Source organism: Actinospica acidithermotolerans, from assembly GCF_018139625.1.
Taxonomy (GTDB): Bacteria; Actinomycetota; Actinomycetes; order Streptomycetales; family Catenulisporaceae; genus Actinospica; species Actinospica acidithermotolerans.
On record NZ_JAGSOH010000043.1, the window covers coordinates 24,706 to 45,498 of the forward strand.

The window sequence follows — 20,793 nt, forward strand, 5'->3', positions numbered from 1 at the left end:
CGACTCCCCATTCTCAGACCCGGCGCTCCAGCGGAAGCCACCCGTGATGGTGCGTTCGGGTACCGGGCCGAGCCACCCCACCCCGCGCCCACTCCGCGACCACCTCGCGATTCCTGGTGCGGGCTGGCGGCGCCGTGGACGTGCCTAGTCCGCGACGCGGACGGCCACCGCCGGCCGGATGCCCGCGGCGCGCCGGGCCGGAAGGACCGTGGTGAGCAGCGAGGCGGCGAAGGTGATCCCGACGAGCGTGAGGATCTCGCCCCAGGCGATCGGGAAGCCGAGGTTGATGCCGTTGAACGCGGAGCTCTTGGTATAGAGCAGGTACGTGGTCAGCAGGCCGAGAGCGGCGCCGAGCAGGATGCCTTCGAGGGCGACGAACGTGCTCTCCATCAGGAACGAGCGGCGGATGGTGCGGGCCTGGATCCCGAGGGCCCTGAGCACGCCGATGGTGCGGCGCCGTTCGCGCACCGCGCGCGTCATCATCACTCCGAGGCCTGCGATTCCGACCACCAGTCCGAGCGCGAGGAAGCCGTTCATCAACTGGAAGAAGCTCTGGCTTGCCGAGAAGTTGTCCCGGACCAACTGCTCCACCTGGGTGGCGACCAGCCCCGAGGTGAAGAACCGCCGCTGCAGGTCCGCGGCCAGGGTCTGGGCGCTGACGCCGGGTGCGGCCTGGACGAGCAGGACGGTGGGACGCAGGTCGGGGCCGAACTGCGCGGCGGCGGCGCGTTGCGACATCAGCACCGGATGGGCGTAGGTTCCGGTGTTCGCGCCGTAGAACATCAGCGGGTCGCTCAGCAGCCCCGCGACGATCTTGTGCTCGGTCCGGCCGGTCTGCGGGTCGGTGACCGTGAGGGGGGCTCCGGGGGAGAACCTCGAACCGGGCGGGCCGCCGCTGACGGCGAAGGAGGATTCGAGCACGACATAGCGCGGGTCGGATTCGACGGCGCGCCAGACCGACCGGTCGTCGGGGCCGAGCGAGGCGAGCCGGCTGCTGAGGGGGAAGTCGCGGGCGGACAGTTCGCGGCTCACGCCGTATACGCGGGCGACGACGGTGGTGGCGGGCGACGACGTGCCGGGGTCGCTGGCCTTGGCGGGCGCGCTCGAGACCGGGGTGACGTGGGCGACCTCGCCGGCGAGATCACCGGAACGCAGCGCGGTCTGCGGCTGGGCGATCGGCGTGGCGGGGTTCACGTCGGCGCGGATCGTGTAGCCGGCAGAGGCCTGCGAGACGGCGTGGTCCACCGTCATGCCGACCATCGCGCTCAGCTCGGTCATCAGCACCAGGGTGAGCACGACCAGGCAGTACATCACCAGCGTGGCGCCGGTGCGGAACTTGCGGCCGATCGGGTAGGCGATCGCCAGCCGCGTCGCCAGGCCGTTGTCGGTCGGACCCCCGACGAGCCGGGTCAGGGGCTTGAGCACGAACTCCTGGTTCTCGACCACCAGCACGACGGCGGCGAAGGCGAGCAGCGTCCCGAGGATGATGTACGTGGTCGTGGTGGGGTTGTCGAAGATGCGCGGGCGCAGCAGGTTGGCGGTCAGGCCCCAGGCCAGGATCAGCAGGGCCGCGCCGGAGTAGACCCAGTTCCGCGGCGCGAGGCGGGCGGCCAGCGGAACGGCGCACAGCACCGCCAGCGAGGGCAGCAGGTAGGTGTTCGGGCCCGTGCTGCCGACCACCGCGGGCACCGCCGCCGCGGTCAGCACGGCGCAGGCCGCGCCGCTGAGCAGCAGGGTCCGGCGGCGGGAGCGGCGGGCTCCGTCGGCGGGCAGGTCCCGGATGGCCGCGATGATGTTGAACCTGCTGATCCGGATGCTCGTGGCGGCGACGGTCGCCAGCGCGATCAGCAGGCCCGCGCAGAACCCGTTGACGAGGCTGACCGAACTGACGGAGAAGTGCAGCGTCATCGAGGAGTTCCAGCCGGCGAAGATCCGCTGGGCGGCGAACTCGATGATCCGCCCGACGCCGATGCCCAGCGGGGTGCCGATCAGGCCGGCCGCCAGGCTGTAGCAGCATCCTTCGATGACGAAGCCGCCGACCAGGTGGCTGCGTTTCATGCCGACCGCTCGCGCCATGCCGAGCTGGCTCTTGCGCTCCTCGCCGAGCATCACGAAGACGTTCACGAGCAGCAGGGCGCCCGCGATGATCGCGAAGCTGCCGATGAACAGGAACAGCGCGCCGAGCTGGTCGCCGGCGCGGCTCGCCGAGTCCAGCACGTCCTTCTTCGGCTGTGCCACGGCGGTGCCGTGCGCGTTGAGCGGGCCCAGCAGGGTGCTCATCTCGGCCGCGACCCGGTCGCTGAGCACGTTGCCGCCCTCGACGCCGCCGCGGTTGGACACCAGCGTCTGGGTCACCGGCGCGGCGAGCGCGGCCGCCGCCCCAATCCCGGTCGCGGAACCTGCTGCGGCGCGGTAGGCGCTCCCGAGCGTGCCCGGGGCGACGAAGAGGTCGTAGTTGCGGGCGTCGCCCAGGCCCATGCCGGCCAGCCCCTGCGCCGGGACGACGCGCTCGACCACGAACCTGCGCGGCTGGTGGTACAGGTACACGTCGACCGGGTCCCCGGCCCGCACGTGCAGTGAGGACGCGAGCAGGTCGTTGACCACGGCCCGCCCGGGCCCGGGGGTCGCGCCGGACAGGCCCGAGCCGCCGCCCGTCCCGCCGAAGCGCGCGGCCGACGGGAAGTCGGCCTCCCAGACCAGGCCGCGCGGCTGCACCGTCTCGGCCCGCCCGGAGCCGGCGGTCACCGCGGACTGCAGGCCGGTCACGGTGAGCAGGCCGTCCACGTTCGGATCCGCGCGCAGCGGAGCCAGCCGGGCTGCCGCCTGCGCTCCCTGGCTCGTACTGGTCGAGGTCGCGGTCTCGTCGATCGGCCCCAGCACCTGATAGGCGACCTGGCGCACCGAGGAGTTCAGCGTGTCGCCCACGCTCAGGCTCGCCACGATCAGCGCGGTGCCCAGTACACAGGCCGCGACGATGGTGAGCGCCTCGGCGGGCCTGCGCGCCACCTGGCGCAGGGCGAGCCGGCGAAGGTACGGGCGGCGCACCGCGGCCGCGAGCGTGAGGCCGAGCGCGAGGGCGGCCAGCGCGATCAGCGGGAGAGTCAGATTCGGATACACGCTGCATCACGGCCGTCGGGCCGCCTCCAGCAGTTCCGGCGCCGCGGGGCGGGCCACCCAGCGTCCGTCCACCCGCACCTCGTCGCTGACCAGCCGGCCGTCGCGCATGCCGACCAGGCGCTGCGCGGCCCGGCCCACGGCCGGGTCGTGGGTGACCAGCACGACCGTCTGGCCCTGTTCCCGGTTCAGTTCGAGGAAGAGCGCCATGACCTGCTCGGCCATGCCGCTGTCCAGGTTGCCGGTAGGCTCGTCCGCCCACACGATCGCCGGGTGCCCGACCAGGGCCCTGGCCAGCGTCACGCGCTGCTGCTCCCCGCCGGACAGCTCGTTCGGCCGGTGCCCCACCCGCGAGGCGAGGCCGACCCGGTCGAGCATCTCAAGCGCCCGCGTGCGTGCGGTCTCCGACGCCGCGCCGCACAGCAGCAGCGGCAGCTCCACGTTCTCGGCGGCGGTGAACACCGGAATCAGATTGAAGGACTGGAAGACGAAGCCCATCGTGCGGGCCCGGTGCGCGGTGCGCACCGCGTCGCTCATCGCGAACAGATCGCGCCCCTGCACCAGCACCCGGCCCGCGTCGATCTCGTCGAGTCCGGACAGGCAGTTGAGCAGCGTCGTCTTCCCCGATCCGGACGGCCCCATCACCGCGACGAACTCGCCGCGCCGAACCTCGAGGTCCAAGCCGGCCAGCGCCCGCACCTCGACCTCGCCCGACCGGTAGATCTTCTGCACGCCCTGGGCGCGCAGCAGCGGTTCGGCCCCGGCGTTCCTCGGTTCGCGATCAGCCATGGGACTTCGCGGGCCGCGGGTCGACGCTGCGCGGGCCGCTCCTCCAGTCCGTCCCAGCCAACCGGAGCCGCGCCCGTCCGATCAGAGGCGTTCGCCGCACGTGGCCCGGGACCCTCGGCCCCTCCGGCCCGTGCGTGCAACGCGGTCACACCACGCGGTCATATGTGGCCGAAGGGAGCCCGCCCTGAGAGACGTGGCCGGCCGCCGGACTCCGGCAGCGCCCGGATCTGAGCGATCCCCGGCCTCGACATCCGCTCTGGTCCGGGTATGCCCGAAACTCGCTTGCCCGCGCGGCGCCTCGGGCGGAAGTCGCTGAAGTAGGACCTGGTCATAAGCTGAAGTAGCGCCTGGTCGTAACCGGTCGATCCGCAGGCACGATGTCGCTGCGGTCGCGGAAATGTGCGATCGTATCATCGTCCTCGCGCGGTCAGGCCATCTCAAGGGGGGTTCCGTTGACGCTGTCGCCGTTCTTTGAGTCAACTTCGCGGCGGCCCGACCGCGCCGGCCAGGCCCATCCGCTCCAAAAAACCGAAAGGTCGTCGTGAAGGTCTTCGTCCAGGTCCCATGCCTCAACGAGGAGGCGACGCTCCCCGCCGTTCTCGACAGCATCCCGAAGTCGATCCCCGGCGTCGACGAACTGCACGTGCTTATCATCGACGACGGGTCCACCGACCGCACCGTCGAGGTCGCCCGTGAGCACGGCGTGACGCACTTCGTGCACCACGTCCGCAACCAGGGCCTCGCCCGCTCGTTCCGCGACGGCGTCCACTACGCGCTGAGCCAGGGCGCCGACATCGTGGTGAACACGGACGGCGACAACCAGTACCCGCAGGCCATGATCCCGGACTTGATCGCGCCGGTCCTCGCCGGAGAAGCCGACATCGCGATCGGCGACCGCCAGACCCACCTGATCGGGCACTTCTCGCCGTTCAAGAAGCGGATGCAGCGGTTCGGCAGCCGGGTCGTCAATATCGCGGCCGAGACGAATCTGCCCGACGCCGCCTCCGGGTTCCGGGCCTACAGCCGGGACGCCCTGATCAAGCTGAACGTCGTCACGCAGTTCAGCTACTGCATGGAGACGATCATCCAGGCGGGCAACAAGCGGATGAAGATCGCCAGCGTCCCGATCACCACCAACGCGAAGACCCGCGAGTCGCGACTGTTCAGCTCGATCGGCGAGCACATGCTGCAGTCCGGCAAGGCGATCGCCCGCAGCTACTTCATGTTCAAGCCGTTCAGCTTCTTCATCGGGCTCGGCGTGTTCTTCGGCGTCGTCGGCCTGATCCCGTTCGTCCGGTACACGATCCTGCTCGCGACCGACTCCGGCGGCAACCACCTGCAGTCGCTGATGCTGGGGATCTTCCTGCTCGTGGCGGCCGCGCTGTCGCTCGCGCTGGCGGTCATCGCCGATCTTCTGCGGACGAACCGGATCCTGCAGGAGGAGACCCTGGAGCGGCTGAAGGAGCTGCACTACGGGGTCGTCCGAGACGAGGCGCTCCCGAATGCAGGCCAGCCCGCTTCGACGCGCCGCGCTGATCGCATTTACGGCCAGGCCGGCGCGCATGAGCGGGGCGAGCGCATAGCCGATCAACTCCTTGCTGCAAAGAGCCAGCACGGTGGCGAGATCTAGCCCAGCCCTCGCTGGTCGGGTGAGGCAGGCCGCCGGCGAGGCGCCCGTGGTTCGGGTCCCTTTCCGACGGCCCCTTCCGAGCCGGACGTGACCGCTCTCCGCGGCCTCGCCCGCTACGCGCGGACGGCTGGCCTGCGCGGGAGGCGCTGATGGCGCTGAGGGCGGTGTTCACGGGTACGAGGCGGGGCGAGGTGTGCGGGATGCAATGTCGGGTTAGGCTGGAAAAGCGAAAATGGACACAGGCTCCGGCAGGGCGGCCAGACACTCTAGGTGGCCGGTCCTGCGCCGCGAGGGCCTCCAGCAGGCACGCCGTCGAGTAGCGGGCCGGAACAGCTTGATCATGCCTGTGGCTCGTTGTTCGGGTGGCGTGAGGCGCCGCACCGGGGGTGCGGCTGGGGTCGGGCCGGCCGGGCATCGCGGGGCGGACTGTCATCGCACTGGCCGGCAGCGGCCGGATCCGACCGGCCCATTCGGAAGGAGCGTATCGATGTCGACGACGGCCTGGCGATTCCGTGGCACCGAAGAGGCCGATGACGCAGTCCTCAGGCTCAAGCAGCTTGGCGGCCAGGACCTCATCGATCTGCGTGACGTCGCCGTGATTCGCTGGCCGCTGTACGCGGCGGCCCCCCAAGTGCAGGAACACGTGACCGACGAGGGCAGCAAGGCCTCGTCGCTCGCCAAGAAGTTCAGCAAGGCCGGTATCGACGGCTCGATGATCGACTCGGTGAAAAGCGACATGACGCCGGGGAGTTCGGCCCTCGTGCTGCTGAGCAGCGACGCCGAGATCGGCACCGTCGCAAAGGCGTTCGAGGGACACGCCATGGAGTTGATGCGCTCCGACCTTTCGGTGAAGCAGGAGGACCAGCTCAGAGCCGCCTTCGGCGAACCGTCCGACAGGGGCCCGGGGCCGGCCGCTCGGTGACGCTGGCAGGTATGGCACGGCCGAGCACTGCCCGGAACGCGCGACGTGCCTCGACGCCACCCTTAACGCCGTCGATCAAGGTTGACCTCGCTCCTCGGCTCGGTGGGGCGTCGAGTCGGTTCGGCTGATCGGGCTTGCGGCGGATTCATCGGAACGATGGGACACGCTGCCGTGACCGGCGATGCGAAAACCGAGCCCCACGGCCTCGTGCATCGGCTCTACCAGCGCGTGCGGTTTCCACCGCCGGTCAGTGACGATCTCTTCTCCAGCCGGGCCCAGGGTGCCTCCTATCTGGCCGCGTGGGGGCTCACCGGCGTCCACATCGTCCTGTGGATCCTCATCACCGCCGGCGTGCTGGCCTCCGAGGCGCTGCTCATCGGCACCTCGCTCCTTTCCTTCATCGCGACCTGCCTGCTCGTCGGGATGGTCATCGCTACTCATCGCCGGCTCACCGGCGGGCGCTCACCTGCGCAGAACGGAGATGCGGGACGCCCATGAACCGCAAGTGCGAGACCATCGCGATGTACACGGTGAAGAGCAACCCGAACGGTGTTGTCCGAGCCGCGCGTGAGCGAACCGCCGGTCACCATCAAGATCGCCCTTCAGGATGGCCATGGCGATGTCCCTGGCGGCTCGACGGTTGTGGGCCGGCCGGGCCGGACGCAGGATGGGGGAAGAAAGGGATGCAGGTACCGGATCGGCGAGTGGAGGCGGTTGAGCGATGCCCAGGATTCTCATCCTGACCGGAGACGCGGCCGAGGACTTGGAGGTGATGTACCCCTATCAGCGGCTGCTCGAGGAGGGGTACGAGGTCGACATCGCGGCGCCGACGAAGAAGAAGCTGCAGTTCGTCGTGCACGACTTCGTGGACGGTTTCGACACCTACACGGAGAAGCCCGGGCACAGCTGGCCCGCCGACCTGGCGTTCGCGGAGGTCGACCCCTCAGACTACGCGGCGGTCGTGGTACCCGGCGGCCGCGCTCCCGAGTATCTGCGCAACGACCCCGAGTGCCAGCGCATCATCCGGCACTTCTTCGCCGACGACAAGCCCGTCGCGCAGCTGTGCCACGGCCCGCTGATCGCGGCCGCGGCGGGCGTGCTCTCCGACCGGCGCAGCTCGGCGTACCCGGCGCTCGCCCCGGACATCACCGCGGCGGGCGCGCAGTTCGTCGACGGCGAGGCCGTGGTCGACGGCACGCTCGTCTCCGGACGGGCCTGGCCGGACCACCCGGCGTGGATGCGCGAGTTCATCAGGATCCTGCGCGCCAAGGCCCCGGTCGCGAGCTGACCGGCGACGCCGTCACACGGCGGGAAGCGTCGAGCCCGGGAACCCGCGGCACGGGTGCACGCTGTAGCTCAGGATGCCCGCCCGGATCGCGGGGTCGCCGTCCATGATCGCGGCGACCTCCTCGGGCTCGCCGACGAAGATGCCGATCCCGGCCAGGCCGGTCCCGTCGCCGACCGGGCACACGATGGCGAGGGAGCCGTCGGCCTGGAGCTGCATGTTGCGCCGACCGTGCTCCCAGATGACTTCGTCCGATCCGTCGCTGCCGTACCTGTCCGCCGCGCGGAGGATGACCAGGGTGTATCCGGCCGCCTGCGCCAGACGCTCGCGCATCATCTCGTCGGTGAAAGTGGTCATGGCCGTCAGATTACGCCGTGGTCCGGTCCGTCGCAGATGCCTTCGCCGTAGCTGAGAAATTATGTGTGGCGGACTGTCGATCCGGGCTCGTCGCCGTTCGTCGAAGGAATAGAAGGGGGCTCACCGGGAGCCTCCGCCCACAGATCGGAGTATGGAGATGTCCCAGTACCTGGTGCTCATCTACGAGGACGAGGCCGCCTACGCCACCGGCGACGCCGCCCTGTTCCAGCGGGTCATGGACGCGCACAACAAGTTCGGCGCGGAGAACAAGGACGCCATCGTCGGCGGCGAGGCGCTGCAGCCCACGTCCACCGCGACCAGCATCCGGGGCGGAGTGGTGACCGACGGGCCCTTCGCCGAGACGAAGGAGGCGCTCGGCGGCTACTACCTGATCGAGGCCGCCGACCTGGACGCCGCGCTGGCCGTCGCCAAGCAGGTCCCGGCCGAGTTCGGCGGGGTCGAGGTGCGTCCCCTCATGGTGTTCGACCAGCAGTGACCGGTTCCGACTCGCGGGGCGCCGGGCCGCGGAAGGGCGGCGCCCCCGATCGGCCGACGGCCGTCGCCGATGCCGTTGCGGACGCGCACCGCCGCGAGTGGGGCTTCGTCCTCGCTGCGACGGCGCGCGTCACCCGGGACCTCGACCTCGCCGAGGAGTGCGTTCAGGACGCCTACGCCAAAGCCCTCGTGGCGTGGGCCGCGTCCGGCGTCCCCGATCGCCCCGCGGCCTGGCTCACCACCGCGGCCCGCAACCGCGCCGTCGACGTGCTGCGGCGCGAAGCCACGCTCCGCAGCCGCCTCCCGTTGCTCGCCGACGAAGCACCCGAACCCGAGCACGAGATCCCCGACGAGCGGCTCCGCCTGATCTTCACCTGCTGCCACCCGGCACTCGCGCTCGAAGCGCAGGTCGCCCTCACGCTCCGGCTGCTCTGCGGCCTCACCACGGCCGAGGTCGCCCGCGCGTTCCTGGTCAGCGAGCCGACCATGGCGGCGCGCATCACCCGAGCCAAGAAGAAGATCGCCGGCGCGAACATTCCCTACCGCGTCCCCGATTCCGAGGACCTGCCGCACCGTGTGGAAGCGGTCCTGACCGTCGTCGACCTGGTCTTCACCACCGGCCACACCGCCCCGAGCGGCGCCGACCTGGTCCGCACCGACCTGGCCGACCGCGCCTTGGACCTGGCCCGCATGCTCAGGGCGCTCCTGCCCGGCGACGCCGGGGTCGCCGGCCTGCTGGCCAACATCCTGCTCACCGACGCCCGCCGCGCTGCCCGGGTCGACGCCGCGGGCCGGCTGGTGCTGCTCAAGGACCAGGACCGCGGGCTTTGGGACCGCGAAGCAATCACCCAAGGTCGAGCCCTCGTCCGCGAAGCCCTGCGCCGCCGTCCGCCCACGCGCTTCGCGCTGATGGCGGCGATCGCCGCCGTCCACGACGAGGCGCCGTCGTGGGAGGACACGGACTGGCGCGAGATCGTCGGCCTCTACGAGGTCCTGCTTCGCCACCACCCGTCACCGATCGCCGCACTCAACCGGGCGGTCGCGGTGAGCTTCGCCGAAGGCGCCGACGCCGGCCTGGCCGCGCTCGACGGACTCGTCCTGGAACCGCAGCTCGCCTCCTACGGCTACGTCGGCGCGGCGCGCGGCGACATGCTCGCCCGCCTCGGCCGCCGCGACGAGGCCCGCGCCGCCTACCAGGAAGCCCTGCTGTTCACCGAGAACGAGGTCGAGCGTGAGTTCCTCGCCGCCCGGGTCGCCGAACTCTGAGCCTCCGCCGTCGTCCTCCATCAGGGGTCGGGGACCGGACCGCTGGCCGTGTTCTGACTACGCGCCATATCTCGCGTCATATCGCTGAGAGCGAGTCACGGTGCGGGTTTGGACCAGTGGGTTTCAACGAGCCCTGGTACCGCTGCGACAGCGGCGGGGGACTGGGTCGCGAGCTGCATGACGTAGCCGACGTAGATGCAGGCGAACGTGGATGCCGTCGCCTCCACCTCGGCCTCGGGGGTGCCGGTCGCCGCCCGGAGCACGTCCGCGAAGATTCGGTGAGTCTCGGAGAACGCGGCGTTCAGGTGCGCGGCGATGGCGGCGTTCCGGAGGCTCTCCGACCAGACGAGCAGGGCGAGCGCCGCCGTGTCCCGGCTTTCGTGCTCGGCGCGGATGTACGCGCAGAGTTCGGAGAGGACCGCGCCGGCGCCGCGCTGGCCGTGCTCCTCGGCGATGCGCTGTGCCGCCTGCGTGATCCCGTCGAGGTTCTGCGCGGCGAGCGCCGCAACGATCTCGTCCTTGCCCGCGAAGTAGAGGTAGACCACCCCGGCCGAGACCCCGGCCTCGCGGCATACGTCCGCGATGGATGTGGCGTGGAAGCCGTCGCGCACGAAGCAGCGGCGAGCGGCGTCGAGGACGTGCGCGCGGCGGGCGTCCCGGTATGCGGCGGTGACCTTCGGCATGGCGGAAGTGTACCCCCTAAAAAGAATGAGCGCTCGGTTTACAAGAGCGGCCGGTCGGCGTACGGTGGTTATTAAAGCGAATGAACGCTCGGTTTTTTAGGAGGTCCCATGCGGCTGCCGTACATCCCGCCGGATCGGCTGAGTCCGGCGCAGCGACTGCTCTACGACGCGTTCGAGGCGGCGACGAAGGACGCCGCCGAGTACCAGGGCTTCGAGGTCAGGCGCGCCGACGGCGCATTCGTCGGCCCGTGGGGCGTGATGCTGCACTTTCCGCAGCTCGCCGTGCCGCTCGGCCAGTTCATCGGGCTGGCGCAGCAGCTCGACGGCATCAGCGAGCGCGCCCGGCAGGTGGTGATCCTCACGGTCGGCGGACGGTTCAACGTCGCCTACGAGCTCTACGCGCACGACACGCTCGCCCGGCGCGCGGGACTGCGCCAGGACCAGATCGCCGCGCTCAGCGCCGGAGCCCGCCCGACCGACCTCGCCGAAGACGAGCTGCTCGCCGCCGACGTCGCCACCGCACTCGCACGCGGCGGCGAGTTGCCGGGTCCGCTGTACGACGCGGCGGTCGCGACGCTCGGCCAGGACGGCTTCGACGCCGTCGTGTTCATCACCATCCACTACCTGGCGCTGGGCACCCTGCTCAACGCCTACGACGTTCCCGCCGGAGGTGCGAAGTCATGACCGACATCGACGCGATGAAGGCGATGCTCGAGGATGCGAGCGACTTCGGGACGTTCGGGCGCTACGTGGAGACGCCGGTCGCCGAGATGCAGCCGGCCGAGCGCGAGGCGTTCGACTACACGAAGAACCTGCGCGGCCTGGTCCCGGGCCCGCACAAGATCTGGGCGGCCAATCCCGCGCTCCTCACGAAGATCGCGCCGATCGGTGCGTACTACCAGGCGGAATCGACGCTCTCGAAGGCCGAGATCGAGATCGCGACCTGCGTGATCTGCGGTTTCTGGGGCGCCGCTTACAGCAGCCACGAGCACGAGAAGATCGGCGTGGCACTCGGCCACCTCGACCCGGCCGAGGTCGAAGCCCTGATCGCCGGGCTGCCGACGAAGTTCGGCGACGCCCGCCAGCAGGTCGTCTACGAACTCTCCACCGCCCTCGCCGCGACCCGCGTGGTGCCCGGCGGCCTGTTCCGCCGGGCACAGGACCTGCTCGGTGACGCCGGGATCGTCGATGTCACGGTCCTGCTGGGCTGGTTCAGCGCCGTCTCGCTCACCCTCAACGCCTACGACGTGCCGGCGAACGCCACCGGCCTCGACCAGTGAAGGAGCAGTGATCATGGCGCTCGCGCCGCTTCCCGAGGTCACCCTGACCCCGGTCGCCTACTTCCCGGAGAAGTACTTCCTGGAGAACCTCGCCGTCCGGGCCGACGGCTCGGTGCTGATCACCGCGGTGCTGCAGAAGGAGCTGTGGCTCGTGCCGGGGCCGGCTCCGCGCAGCCTCGTCGAGCCCGTGCTCGTGCACGCCTTCGACCACCCCGTGACCGGCATCGTCGAGGTCGAACCCGACGTGTTCGTGCTCAGCCTCACCGAGGGCTACACCACGCACGAATCGCACCTGGTCCGCCTCGACCTGAACGGCTGGACTCCGGGCACGCCGGTCGCCCCGGAGACCGTCTACACCTTCGACCACCGAGTGCGCGCCCTGAACGGCAGCTGCCTGCTCGGCCCCGGCGTCATGGCCGTCGCCGACTGCTTCGCCGGACTGATCTGGCGGGTCGACCTGGCCGACCACGCCCGATCCGCGACCGCCCGCGTCTGGGCCGAGCACGACACGATGGGCGACGACCCGGACGGCGGACTGCCGTGGCCGCCGCAGCCGGGGGTCAACGGAGTGCGCTACGGCGAGCGGACCGGATACCTCTACTACACGTCCACCGCGCAGCAGGTCTTCATGCGCGTCCCGATCGACCCGGCCACTCTGGAGGCGGCCGGCCAGCCGGAGTTCATCGCGGCCATCACCGACGGCGACGACTTCTGCATCGACGAGACGAAGGGCTTCGCCTACGTCACCCGGCACCGCGCCAACACCCTCGACCGCGTCCCGCTCACCCCGCGGCACGGCACCGAGGTGCGCCACATCGCGGGCGACCCGCTCGATCCGGTGATCGTCGGGCCGTCCAGCGCCTACTGGGGCCGCGAGCCCGGCGACGAGGGCCGCGTGATGTACGTGACCACCGACGGCGGCACCACCGCCCCGCCCGAAGGCATCGTGCGCAACGCTGCCCTGCTCCGCGTCGAACTGCGGGAGAAGGAGGCAGAACTGCGGGAGAAGGAGGCATGAGCAGGCATAGCGAGCTCACCACCATCGGCGCGACGGCGATCGAGACGTACGTCGATGACGCGGCCGGGGACAAGGACGCGGGGTTCGTGGCCGATTTCCTGAGCGGGCACTCGAATCTGGCGGGCTCACAGGCAGATGCCGAGGACACAGAGCACGGGGGACTGCGTGGAGGATGCCGAGGCCGACGGGGTGGCAGTCGCAGTGGCGGAAGTGGTCGTCGTCGACGTCGATGACCTCGTTGACACCGTCGACGCGCTCGACGCAGTCGCGATCGGGGCCGCGGTGGCCGACGCGGCGGCCGTGGACACGGACTGCGACGTGGTCTGGGCTGCGTGGCGCGGCGTGTAGCCCGGGGCGTCCGCCAGACTCTGCGACGCGGTGGCGGAGGCCGTCGGCTGCCGAGTCGCGGTCGCAGTGGCTCCGTGGTCGGACTGGGACGCCGTCTGCCGGGACTGCGTCTGCGCCGTGGACGATGTGTGCGAGGCGGCCTGGACCGGCACAGACGCGACGGCGGCGGATCCGGCCGAGCTGCTCGTGTGGGCCGTCGTCGACAGATTGCCGAGGGCGAGGGTGCCGAGGACGGCGATACCCGCGAAACCCCCCGTGGCGGTGGTCACCCTGGCCGCGAGGGACCGGCGGCGGTGGGAGTGGCGGACGCGGCGGGCGCTCGCGTCGGCCCCGGCCTCGTTGCCGTGCGAGCCGACCTCCGAGTCGGCGTAACCGTCCGCGGCGAACACCGCCGAGCGCGGTGCGGCATGCGCTCCGGTCCGGGCCTTCGGACGGCCGCGGCCCGGTCCGGCGGCGCGCCCGGAAGCGGCGGCCGCGTCGGCTCCGTGGCCCGCCTTCGCCGGCACGGGCTGCCGCGCACCCGCGCCTGTCTGGCGCATTGGGCCGCCCACGGGCGGCTCGGCCGCGCCCGCCATCGACTCGACGACGGCTCCGCATCCCGGGCAGGACACGACGCCATTGAGTTCCCTGAGACACGAAGTGCAGTAATTCACCATGGATCCTGAACATTGAATTAACGGGCTTCGACCAGGCACGCTAACGTGCGCATGCGGTGCCGCACGGCCGGTTGAGGTCAGCTCAAGGCAAAAGCCACGGAAAGGATTGGCGTTTTCCGGCGGGACGTCACCGCATCAAGTCTGTGCCATTTTGCGCGTCTCGCGGCGTCATTGTGCGTCAGACGTTTGCCGCCCTCGTGGCCGGCTCCGCACAGGGGTCCGCCTGCGCCGGTGAGGCGCGATCGGCGAGACTGGCGGTGTGAATCCCGCCTGGCTCGAGCTTCCCGTCCGCAGCGCCGTCCCTGAACTCCGGCGCGCCCTGGACCAGCGCGGGACCGCCGTCCTGGCCGCACCGCCCGGGACCGGGAAGACGACGCTGGTACCGCTGGCCCTGGCCGGCCTGGTGCCGGAGGCCGACTTCGATGCGCAAGCAGCCGGGCCGCGCCGGGTGCTGGTCGCCGAGCCCCGTCGGCTCGCGGTCCGCGCCGCGGCGCGGCGGATGGCCTGGCTGCTGGGCGAACCGGTGGGGGAGCGGGTCGGCTTCACGGTGCGCGGCGAGCGCAAGACCGGGCCGCGCACCGTGGTCGAGGTGGTCACCACCGGCGTGCTGCTGCAACGGCTGCAGCGCGAGCAGGAACTGGCCGGCGTGGACATCGTCGTACTGGACGAATGCCATGAGCGGCACCTGGACGCAGACACCGCACTGGCCTTCCTCCTCGATGTCCGGGCCGCCCTTCGCCCCGACCTGCAGGTACTCTGCGCCTCGGCGACCTCAGACACCGCCGCGTGGGCCCGGCTGCTGGGCGGGGCGGATCAGGCGCCCGCACCCGTCGTGGAAGCCCACGGCATCCAGCACCCGGTAGAGGTCGTCTGGTCGCCGCCGCCTCGGCCGGTGCGCGCGCCGCAAGGGCTGCGCGTAGATCCCGCGCTGCTGGAGCATGTCGCCGCGACCGTGCGGCGCGCACTGCGCGAACGCGAAGGGGACGTATTGTGCTTCCTGCCCGGCGCGGGCGAGATCGCCCGGGTCGCCGGGATGCTGGCCGGACTGCGTAACAGCGTGGACGTGCTGCAGTTGCACGGGCGGGCCGAGTCCGCGATCCAGGAGGCGGCGCTGACCGCCGGTGGCCGCCGGCGGGTGGTGCTGTCCACCTCCGTCGCCGAGTCCTCGCTGACCGTGCCAGGGGTACGCACCGTCGTGGACTGCGGTCTCGCCAGGGAGCCGCGCACCGACCACTCCCGCGGCCTGGCCGCATTGGTCACCGTCCGGGCGTCGCTGGCCACCGGACGCCAGCGCGCCGGACGCGCGGGGCGCGAGGCCCCCGGAGCGGTCTACCGCTGCTGGGCGCAATTCGAGGACGCGAGGGCCAGGCCCATGCCGACCCCCGAGATCATGCAGGCAGACCTCACCTCTTTCGCACTCCAGGTCGCCTGCTGGGGCGCCCCGGGAGCCCGCGGCCTCGCGCTGCCCGACCTGCCCCCGGACGGCGCGATGGCCGCCGCCCGAGACGTGTTGACCGCTCTGGGCGCCGTCGACGCCGAGGGCCGCGCCACCGAGCGGGGCGTGAGCATCACCCGCACGGGCCTGCACCCTCGGCTCGGCCGAGCCCTGCTGGACGGTGCCGCGGTGGTCGGCGCACGCCTGGCGGCCGAACTGGCGGCGCTGTTGTCCGAGGAACCCCCGCGCGCACTGGGCGACGACCTGGCCGCGGTCCACCGCGCCGCCGCCGCCGGCCGCGACCCCTATGCCGCCCGCTGGCGCGACGAGGTCCGCCGACTGCTGGGCCACATCGGGTCCGCAGGCGATCCCCGGCCGCCGGTCAGCCCGGCCGAGGCGGCCGGTCTGATCGTCGGGCTCGCCTTCCCCGAACGCATCGCGCGGGCCCGTGCGGGGAGGGGCTCGGGTTCGGGTTCGTCGAAGCCCGAACCCGGCGCACGCGCCTCCTACCTGATGGCCTCGGGCACCGCCGCCGACACGGCGCCCGGCTCCGCCCTGTCCGGCGCGGAGTGGATCGCCGTCGCGGTCGCCGACCGCCCGTCCGGATCTCCGGCCGCCCGGGTCCGGTTGGCCGCCGTGCTGGACGAGGCCGCCGCACGACGTTGCGCCCCGTCCCTGCTCACTGAGCGTGAGAAAGTCCGCTGGGCCGTTCCTGCCGGCTCGCGCCGGGGCGAGATCGCGGCCAGAAGGGTCCAATCCCTGGGCGCGATCGAACTCACCGCCAGACTCCTCGCCGACCCCGACCCCGCCGACCTGCGCGCCGCGCTGCTGGAAGGCCTGGCCGCCGAGACCGTCAGCGAACTGCTCACCTGGCCGGCCGAGGCCACCGCCCTACGTCAACGCCTGGCATTCCTGCACCGCACTCTCGGCCAACCCTGGCCCGCGGTCGACGACGAGGCATTGCTGGCTCGGGCCGACCAGTGGCTGGAGCCCGAACTCTCCCGCGCCCGGCACCGCGCCGACCTGGAACGCATCCCCACGACAACTGCCCTGACCCGGCTGCTGCCCTGGCCCGCCGCCGGGCGCCTGGATGAACTCGCCCCCGAACGCATCACCGTTCCCAGCGGCAGCCGGATTCGCGTCGACTACTCCGCTGACCGCCCCGTGCTCGCCGTCAAGATCCAAGAGCTTTTCGGCCTGGACGCGGCCCCGCAACTGGCCGACGGCCGCGTCACCCTGACGATCCACCTGCTCTCTCCCGCAGGGCGCCCTGCCGCCGTCACCAGCGACCTCGCCTCCTTCTGGCGCGAGGGCTACCGCGCCGTCCGCGCCGACCTGCGCGGCCGCTACCCGCGCCACCCCTGGCCCGAGGACCCCACCGCCGCCCAGCCGACCCGGCGTCTCAATCAGCGCAAATAAGCCATGAGAGTAACCGGCGGGGGTCTTCCGGCGGGACGTACTCTGGCTCCATGTTCTCGCCTCAAGGTCCATCAGCGCTTGAGTTGCTGATCCAGGCGCTTTCCTCGGTCGAACGCGGCTATGACCTGCTCGCGCCGAAGTTCGACCACACTCCCTTTCGTACGCCCGAGGACGTGCTCGACGCGTGCGCCGACGCACTGACCGGACTCGGGCCGTTCGACGGGGGACTGGATGTGTGCTGTGGCACCGGAGCGGGCTTGCGGGTGCTCGAATCGCTGTGCGCGGGACGCATCAGCGGTGTCGACTTCAGCGCCGGCATGCTCGCCCAGGCACGCTACGCGTACCCCGAGGCCGAATATGTGCGTGCTGATGCCAGGGCCCTGCCCCTGGCCGGAGCTTTCGACCTGGCCGTCACCTTCGGGTCGCTCGGGCACTTCCTGCCCGCCGAGCGGCCCGCGTTCTTCGCCGGCGTGCACCGAGCGCTGCGACCCGGCGGGGTCTTCGCCTTCCCGGTGGGCGCGCCGCCACCCCTGGCCTCGCGCGCGTACTGGTCGGCCCAGGGATTCGACCTGGCGATGCGAGTGCGCAACGCTCTCTGGCGCCCCCCGTTCGTCATGTACTACCGCACCGGCGCACTGTCCGCGCTCCGCACCGACCTGGTGGCAGCAGGATTTGCCATGCCGAGTGTCACGCCCCTGACGGCGCTGGGCCGACGCGACGACGGAAGCCCGAAGTACGGACTCGTCCTCGCCCGCAGAGCCGCCACGGCTTGACCGCTTTCCTTCCGAACCGCTTTCCTTCCGCCGTATCAGACTGACGGTCTTATGCCGTAATCTCATGAGATTTTCAGCCTATTTTACAGGCATTTGATATCAGTTTGCAGAAAACTTGAGCGACAGGACTCTGATACCTCAGGCATTCTTCCTGGCAACCTGCCTAATCAGGGCAGGGATCCCCGCCCACAGGAGGACTGAGTGTCGCACCACCTTGTACGACGCCTCATCACCGTGGTGACGTTGCTGGCCGCCACCGCGGTTCCGGCGCTCTCCGCGACGCAGGCGTCCGCGTCCACCCGGACCGCGGCCGTCAGCACGTCCGACACCCACACGGTCGTGCGCGCCGGCTGCGGCGCCACGCCGGCCGCCGGTTACGCCGCCTGCAACGCCTACGTCCGCACCAGCAAGGTCCACCCGAACTCGGGAACCTCGACGACCAGCGGCTACATCCCGTCGCAGATACAGGCCGCGTACGGACTGGCCGCAGCCTCGGCCGCCGACGGCTCCAGCCAGACCATCGGCATCGTCGACGCCTACAACGACCCGACCGCCGCTGCCGACCTCGCGGTCTACCGCTCGGCCTACGGCCTGTCCGCGTGCACCGTCGCCAGCGGCTGCCTGAAGATCACGTCCCAGACCGGCTCCACCACCTCCCTGCCGTCGAACGACGGCGGCTGGGCCGAGGAGGAGTCGCTGGACCTGGACATGGCCTCGGCGACCTGCCCGCTCTGCAAGATCATCCTGGTCGAGGCGAGCAGCGCCTCCTACGCCAACCTCGGCACGGCCGTGAACGAGGCGGTCGCGCTCGGCGCCAACGTCGTCTCCAACAGCTACGGCGGCTCCGAAAGCTCCGGTGAGACCAGCTACGACACGTACTACCACCACAGCGGCGTGATCATCACTGCTTCGACCGGCGACAGCGGTTACGGCGTCGAATACCCGGCGGCCAGCCAGTACGTCGTCGCCGTCGGCGGCACCTCACTGTCCACCTCCACTACCGCCAGCCGCGGCTGGACCGAAACCGCCTGGGCCGACGCCGGCTCCGGCTGCTCGAAGTACGAGACCAAGCTCACCGGCCAGTCGCTGGTGACCACCGGATGCTCGAAGCGGGCCGTGGCAGACGTCTCCGCCGTGGCCGACCCCAACACCGGCGTGGCCGTGTACGACTCGACCTCCTACGACGGCTATGTGGGCTGGCTCCAGTTTGGTGGTACCTCGGTGTCCTCACCGCTGATCGCAGGCGTCTTCGCGCTGGCCGGCAACGAGTCCTCGGTCAGCAACAACACGCTCTACAACTACGTCGGCACCGCATACCTCAACGATGTGACCAGTGGCTCGAACGGCTCCTGCTCGGTATCCGAGCTGTGCACGGCGACCACGGGCTGGGACGGCCCGACCGGCCTCGGCACCCCAGAAGGCATCACCGCCTTCTAGGCGGCCTCGGCGCTGACCGATCGCTTCAAGCGGAACAGCGTGCAGTGCCCTCGATCTGAACAGCGGCCCGACCGGAGGAGAGACGCAAGCCTCGTCCTCCGTGCCGGGCCGCTGCGCCGCCCGAGCCGGTTCGATAAGAGCCGGATCAGGTCCTGCCGTTGGTCGCCGTACCCCACAGCGCCTGGCCCTCAGCCGCCGCGAAGCGACGCCAGCACGTCATCCCGGAGCCGAACCCGAGTTCCTGCGGCAGCCACTCCCACGGCAGACCGGTGTGCAGCACGAACAAGATCCGGCACAGCGCCTTCGCCGTCAGCCAAATCAGAACCAGTTCATACCGTATGTGGTAGCGGTTCCAAGAGGACGATAAGCAAGTCTTAGTGTTTTAGCCGCGTGTTTGGATCAGGAGTGCTGGTCGGCTTGTCGGGTGCGGGGTGGCAACGTGTCAGGGTGTCAGGCTTGGCCCGCAGTGGGTCTTGACAAAAGAATTCCTTGTAGCGGCCTCGATCTGCTTTCTATCGTGCGGTCATGCAGACGCCAGGACTGGTGGAGATCACCCCGGAGAACGTGACCGCCGCGTGCCGCATCGAGGTACGCCCTGAACAGCAAGCTGTCGTGTCGCCGGTCGCGTGGTCGCTCGCCGTGGCCTACGCAAACCAGGCGATCGCGTGGCCACGGCTTATCGTCGATGGCGACGAAGTAGTCGGCTTTGTCATGGCCGGCTTCGACACGTCCATGCCGCCGGAGTCTTTCTTCCGGTGCGGCGTGTGGCGCCTGAACATCGCAGCCGAGCATCAGGGCCGCGGCTACGGCCGCTTCGCGGTGGAGGCGGTATGCGAACAAGCGCGGCGCCGTGGCGAACGGCGTGTAACAGTGCTCTGGGTTCCGCACGAGCACGGGCCTGAGCGCTTCTATCTCGGGCTCGGCTTCCGACCCACCGGCGAGGTGTTCCACGGCGAGGTCGTCGGCGAGCTCCTCCTGTGAGGGGATGGCAGTGCCGGGTAGCTTACTTCTCGGCCTGGGTTGCTCAATGTCGCTGGTCGACGAAGGCAGCCTGGGCCTGGGAGCGGGGCTGTGTGAACAGTCCGGGTTCGGCCTCGTTGAGGAACCCGAGGCTGACCAGGCGCTTGAGCTTCGCACGGGTGCCTGCGACGTGCTTGGGCATCACAGGCAGGTCCAGAGCGAGGCACAGGTCGCGGGCGCGTAGCGGTCGCCGTTCGTGCGCGCACGCATCCATGATCTGCCGGTAGGCCGCGCCGTCCGGCAGCGCCAGGGCCGGCGGTTGTTCGAGGTCGAGGCCTGGCGCCATCGCGCGGTCGGTCTCGGCCGTGACCTGCAGTGCTTCGTGTCAACCCTATGACGTCCACGGCCAGCCCGCGCAGGCGTCCCGGGGTCTTCTTGGCCGCGTCCAGGCCGGTGGTGGACTTCGGCACCCCGGCCCCTGCACGCACCGACTGCGAGTCGAGCACCACCAGCGACGGGTCCGCAGAGCGTGCGGCCTTCTCGCGCACCATCATCCGCAGCACGTCGTTGATCCGCGCATCGAGCCCGTCACTCTTCCAGACACCGAAGTAGTAGCGCACCGCGCCGGTCGGCGGCAGGTCGTGTGGCAACAACTCCCACTGGCAGCCGGTCCGGTTCTGGTACCGCAGCGCGTTGACGATCTCGCGTATCTCGTAACGCCCCTGATGGCCGGAGACCGACGGATGCGCCGCCTTCCACGCCGCGATCAGCGGCTTGATCACGGCCCACTCCGGCTCGGTCAGGTCGGTCTTGTACGCCTTGCGCTCACCCACCCGACGTCCTACCAGCAGACCCTTGACCCCAGCCCACACCACCTAACTGAACGGCGTTGGTACCAGACGGGCTGCAGCCATCAGCGCCTCCAA

Annotated in this window: 19 protein-coding genes and 2 pseudogenes; 13 read left to right on the top strand and 8 right to left on the bottom strand. The window is 70.6% G+C overall.

The features are described 5' to 3' along the window. Positions 1–144: 144 nt before the first annotated feature. Both KDK95_RS35860 and KDK95_RS16160 read right to left on the bottom strand, forming a co-directional pair. Entirely contained in the window at positions 145–3,117 is a 2,973-nt protein-coding gene (locus KDK95_RS35860; RefSeq protein WP_212518999.1) for an ABC transporter permease, read from the bottom strand. Positions 3,118–3,123: 6 nt separating this feature from the next. Then, on the bottom strand, positions 3,124–3,903 hold the full coding sequence (locus KDK95_RS16160; protein ID WP_212519000.1) for an ABC transporter ATP-binding protein: 780 nt from the start codon (positions 3,901–3,903) through the stop codon (positions 3,124–3,126). 541 nt (positions 3,904–4,444) lie between these two features. On the opposite strand from KDK95_RS16160, the gene KDK95_RS16165 reads away from it, so the two are divergent. The 4 genes from KDK95_RS16165 to KDK95_RS16180 all read left to right on the top strand — a co-directional run bounded on the left by KDK95_RS16165 (position 4,445) and on the right by KDK95_RS16180 (position 7,743). Next, on the top strand, positions 4,445–5,533 hold the full coding sequence (locus KDK95_RS16165; RefSeq protein ID WP_212519001.1) for a glycosyltransferase family 2 protein: 1,089 nt from the start codon (positions 4,445–4,447) through the stop codon (positions 5,531–5,533). A gap of 487 nt (positions 5,534–6,020) precedes the next feature. Further along, positions 6,021–6,455: a DUF1269 domain-containing protein gene (locus tag KDK95_RS16170; RefSeq protein ID WP_212519002.1), complete on the top strand. Its 435-nt coding sequence runs from the start codon at positions 6,021–6,023 to the stop codon at positions 6,453–6,455. 171 nt (positions 6,456–6,626) lie between these two features. Further along, a complete protein-coding gene (locus KDK95_RS16175; RefSeq protein WP_212519003.1) occupies positions 6,627–6,953 on the top strand; it encodes a hypothetical protein in 327 nt (108 codons plus the stop codon). Between the two features lie 223 nt (positions 6,954–7,176). Beyond that, positions 7,177–7,743: a DJ-1/PfpI family protein gene (locus tag KDK95_RS16180; protein ID WP_212519004.1), complete on the top strand. Its 567-nt coding sequence runs from the start codon at positions 7,177–7,179 to the stop codon at positions 7,741–7,743. Between the two features lie 12 nt (positions 7,744–7,755). Here the strand turns inward: KDK95_RS16180 and KDK95_RS16185 are convergent, their stop codons facing one another. Beyond that, on the bottom strand, positions 7,756–8,097 hold the full coding sequence (locus tag KDK95_RS16185) for a YciI family protein (protein WP_212519005.1): 342 nt from the start codon (positions 8,095–8,097) through the stop codon (positions 7,756–7,758). Between the two features lie 157 nt (positions 8,098–8,254). Between KDK95_RS16185 and KDK95_RS16190 the strand changes: the two genes are divergently transcribed. Beyond that, the gene (locus tag KDK95_RS16190; RefSeq protein ID WP_212519006.1) at positions 8,255–8,593 is read left to right on the top strand and encodes a YciI family protein; all 339 of its coding nucleotides are present in this window, start codon (positions 8,255–8,257) and stop codon (positions 8,591–8,593) included. Beyond that, complete coding sequence (locus tag KDK95_RS37730) at positions 8,590–9,858, top strand: RNA polymerase sigma factor (RefSeq protein ID WP_212519007.1); 1,269 nt, start codon at positions 8,590–8,592, stop codon at positions 9,856–9,858. Before KDK95_RS16190 ends, KDK95_RS37730 begins: the two co-directional genes overlap by 4 nt. 95 nt (positions 9,859–9,953) lie before the next feature. On the opposite strand, the gene KDK95_RS16200 is transcribed toward KDK95_RS37730, so the two are convergent. Then, positions 9,954–10,541 (bottom strand): TetR/AcrR family transcriptional regulator, encoded by a 588-nt coding sequence (locus KDK95_RS16200; protein WP_212519008.1) that lies wholly within the window; start codon positions 10,539–10,541, stop codon positions 9,954–9,956. A gap of 108 nt (positions 10,542–10,649) precedes the next feature. Here KDK95_RS16200 and KDK95_RS16205 point away from each other — a divergent pair, with 108 nt between their 5' ends. From KDK95_RS16205 to KDK95_RS16215, 3 genes are read left to right on the top strand one after another with little or no spacing between them, the layout of a single operon-like run. Then, on the top strand, positions 10,650–11,225 hold the full coding sequence (locus KDK95_RS16205) for a carboxymuconolactone decarboxylase family protein (RefSeq protein WP_212519009.1): 576 nt from the start codon (positions 10,650–10,652) through the stop codon (positions 11,223–11,225). Next, entirely contained in the window at positions 11,222–11,821 is a 600-nt protein-coding gene (locus KDK95_RS16210) for a carboxymuconolactone decarboxylase family protein (protein WP_212519010.1), read from the top strand. The genes KDK95_RS16205 and KDK95_RS16210 overlap by 4 nt, the downstream gene beginning before the upstream one ends. A gap of 13 nt (positions 11,822–11,834) precedes the next feature. Continuing rightward, positions 11,835–12,839, top strand: a complete 1,005-nt coding sequence (locus KDK95_RS16215) for a hypothetical protein (RefSeq protein ID WP_212519011.1) — start codon at positions 11,835–11,837, stop codon at positions 12,837–12,839. 125 nt (positions 12,840–12,964) lie between these two features. Here KDK95_RS16215 and KDK95_RS16220 read toward each other — a convergent pair whose 3' ends face one another. Beyond that, a complete protein-coding gene (locus tag KDK95_RS16220) occupies positions 12,965–13,693 on the bottom strand; it encodes a hypothetical protein (protein WP_212519012.1) in 729 nt (242 codons plus the stop codon). 409 nt (positions 13,694–14,102) lie between these two features. Between KDK95_RS16220 and hrpB the strand changes: the two genes are divergently transcribed. The 3 genes from hrpB to KDK95_RS16235 all read left to right on the top strand — a co-directional run bounded on the left by hrpB (position 14,103) and on the right by KDK95_RS16235 (position 18,907). Further along, the gene (hrpB, locus tag KDK95_RS16225) at positions 14,103–16,697 is read left to right on the top strand and encodes an ATP-dependent helicase HrpB (protein ID WP_212519013.1); all 2,595 of its coding nucleotides are present in this window, start codon (positions 14,103–14,105) and stop codon (positions 16,695–16,697) included. A gap of 50 nt (positions 16,698–16,747) precedes the next feature. Next, positions 16,748–17,470 (top strand): class I SAM-dependent methyltransferase, encoded by a 723-nt coding sequence (locus KDK95_RS16230; protein WP_212519014.1) that lies wholly within the window; start codon positions 16,748–16,750, stop codon positions 17,468–17,470. A 201-nt stretch (positions 17,471–17,671) separates the two neighbouring features. Beyond that, positions 17,672–18,907 (top strand): S53 family peptidase, encoded by a 1,236-nt coding sequence (locus tag KDK95_RS16235; protein WP_212519015.1) that lies wholly within the window; start codon positions 17,672–17,674, stop codon positions 18,905–18,907. Between the two features lie 172 nt (positions 18,908–19,079). On the opposite strand, the pseudogene KDK95_RS36980 reads toward KDK95_RS16235, so the two are convergent. Next, positions 19,080–19,208: pseudogene (locus tag KDK95_RS36980) on the bottom strand (transposase); the annotation flags it as partial. 224 nt (positions 19,209–19,432) lie between these two features. On the opposite strand from KDK95_RS36980, the gene KDK95_RS16245 reads away from it, so the two are divergent. Beyond that, positions 19,433–19,888 (top strand): GNAT family N-acetyltransferase, encoded by a 456-nt coding sequence (locus KDK95_RS16245; RefSeq protein WP_212519016.1) that lies wholly within the window; start codon positions 19,433–19,435, stop codon positions 19,886–19,888. A 43-nt stretch (positions 19,889–19,931) separates the two neighbouring features. On the opposite strand, the gene KDK95_RS35865 is transcribed toward KDK95_RS16245, so the two are convergent. Beyond that, a complete protein-coding gene (locus tag KDK95_RS35865) occupies positions 19,932–20,213 on the bottom strand; it encodes a hypothetical protein (RefSeq protein ID WP_249161388.1) in 282 nt (93 codons plus the stop codon). 40 nt (positions 20,214–20,253) lie between these two features. After that, positions 20,254–20,700 (bottom strand): annotated as a pseudogene (locus tag KDK95_RS38225) (transposase); the annotation flags it as partial. Between the last annotated feature and the right edge of the window lie 93 nt (positions 20,701–20,793).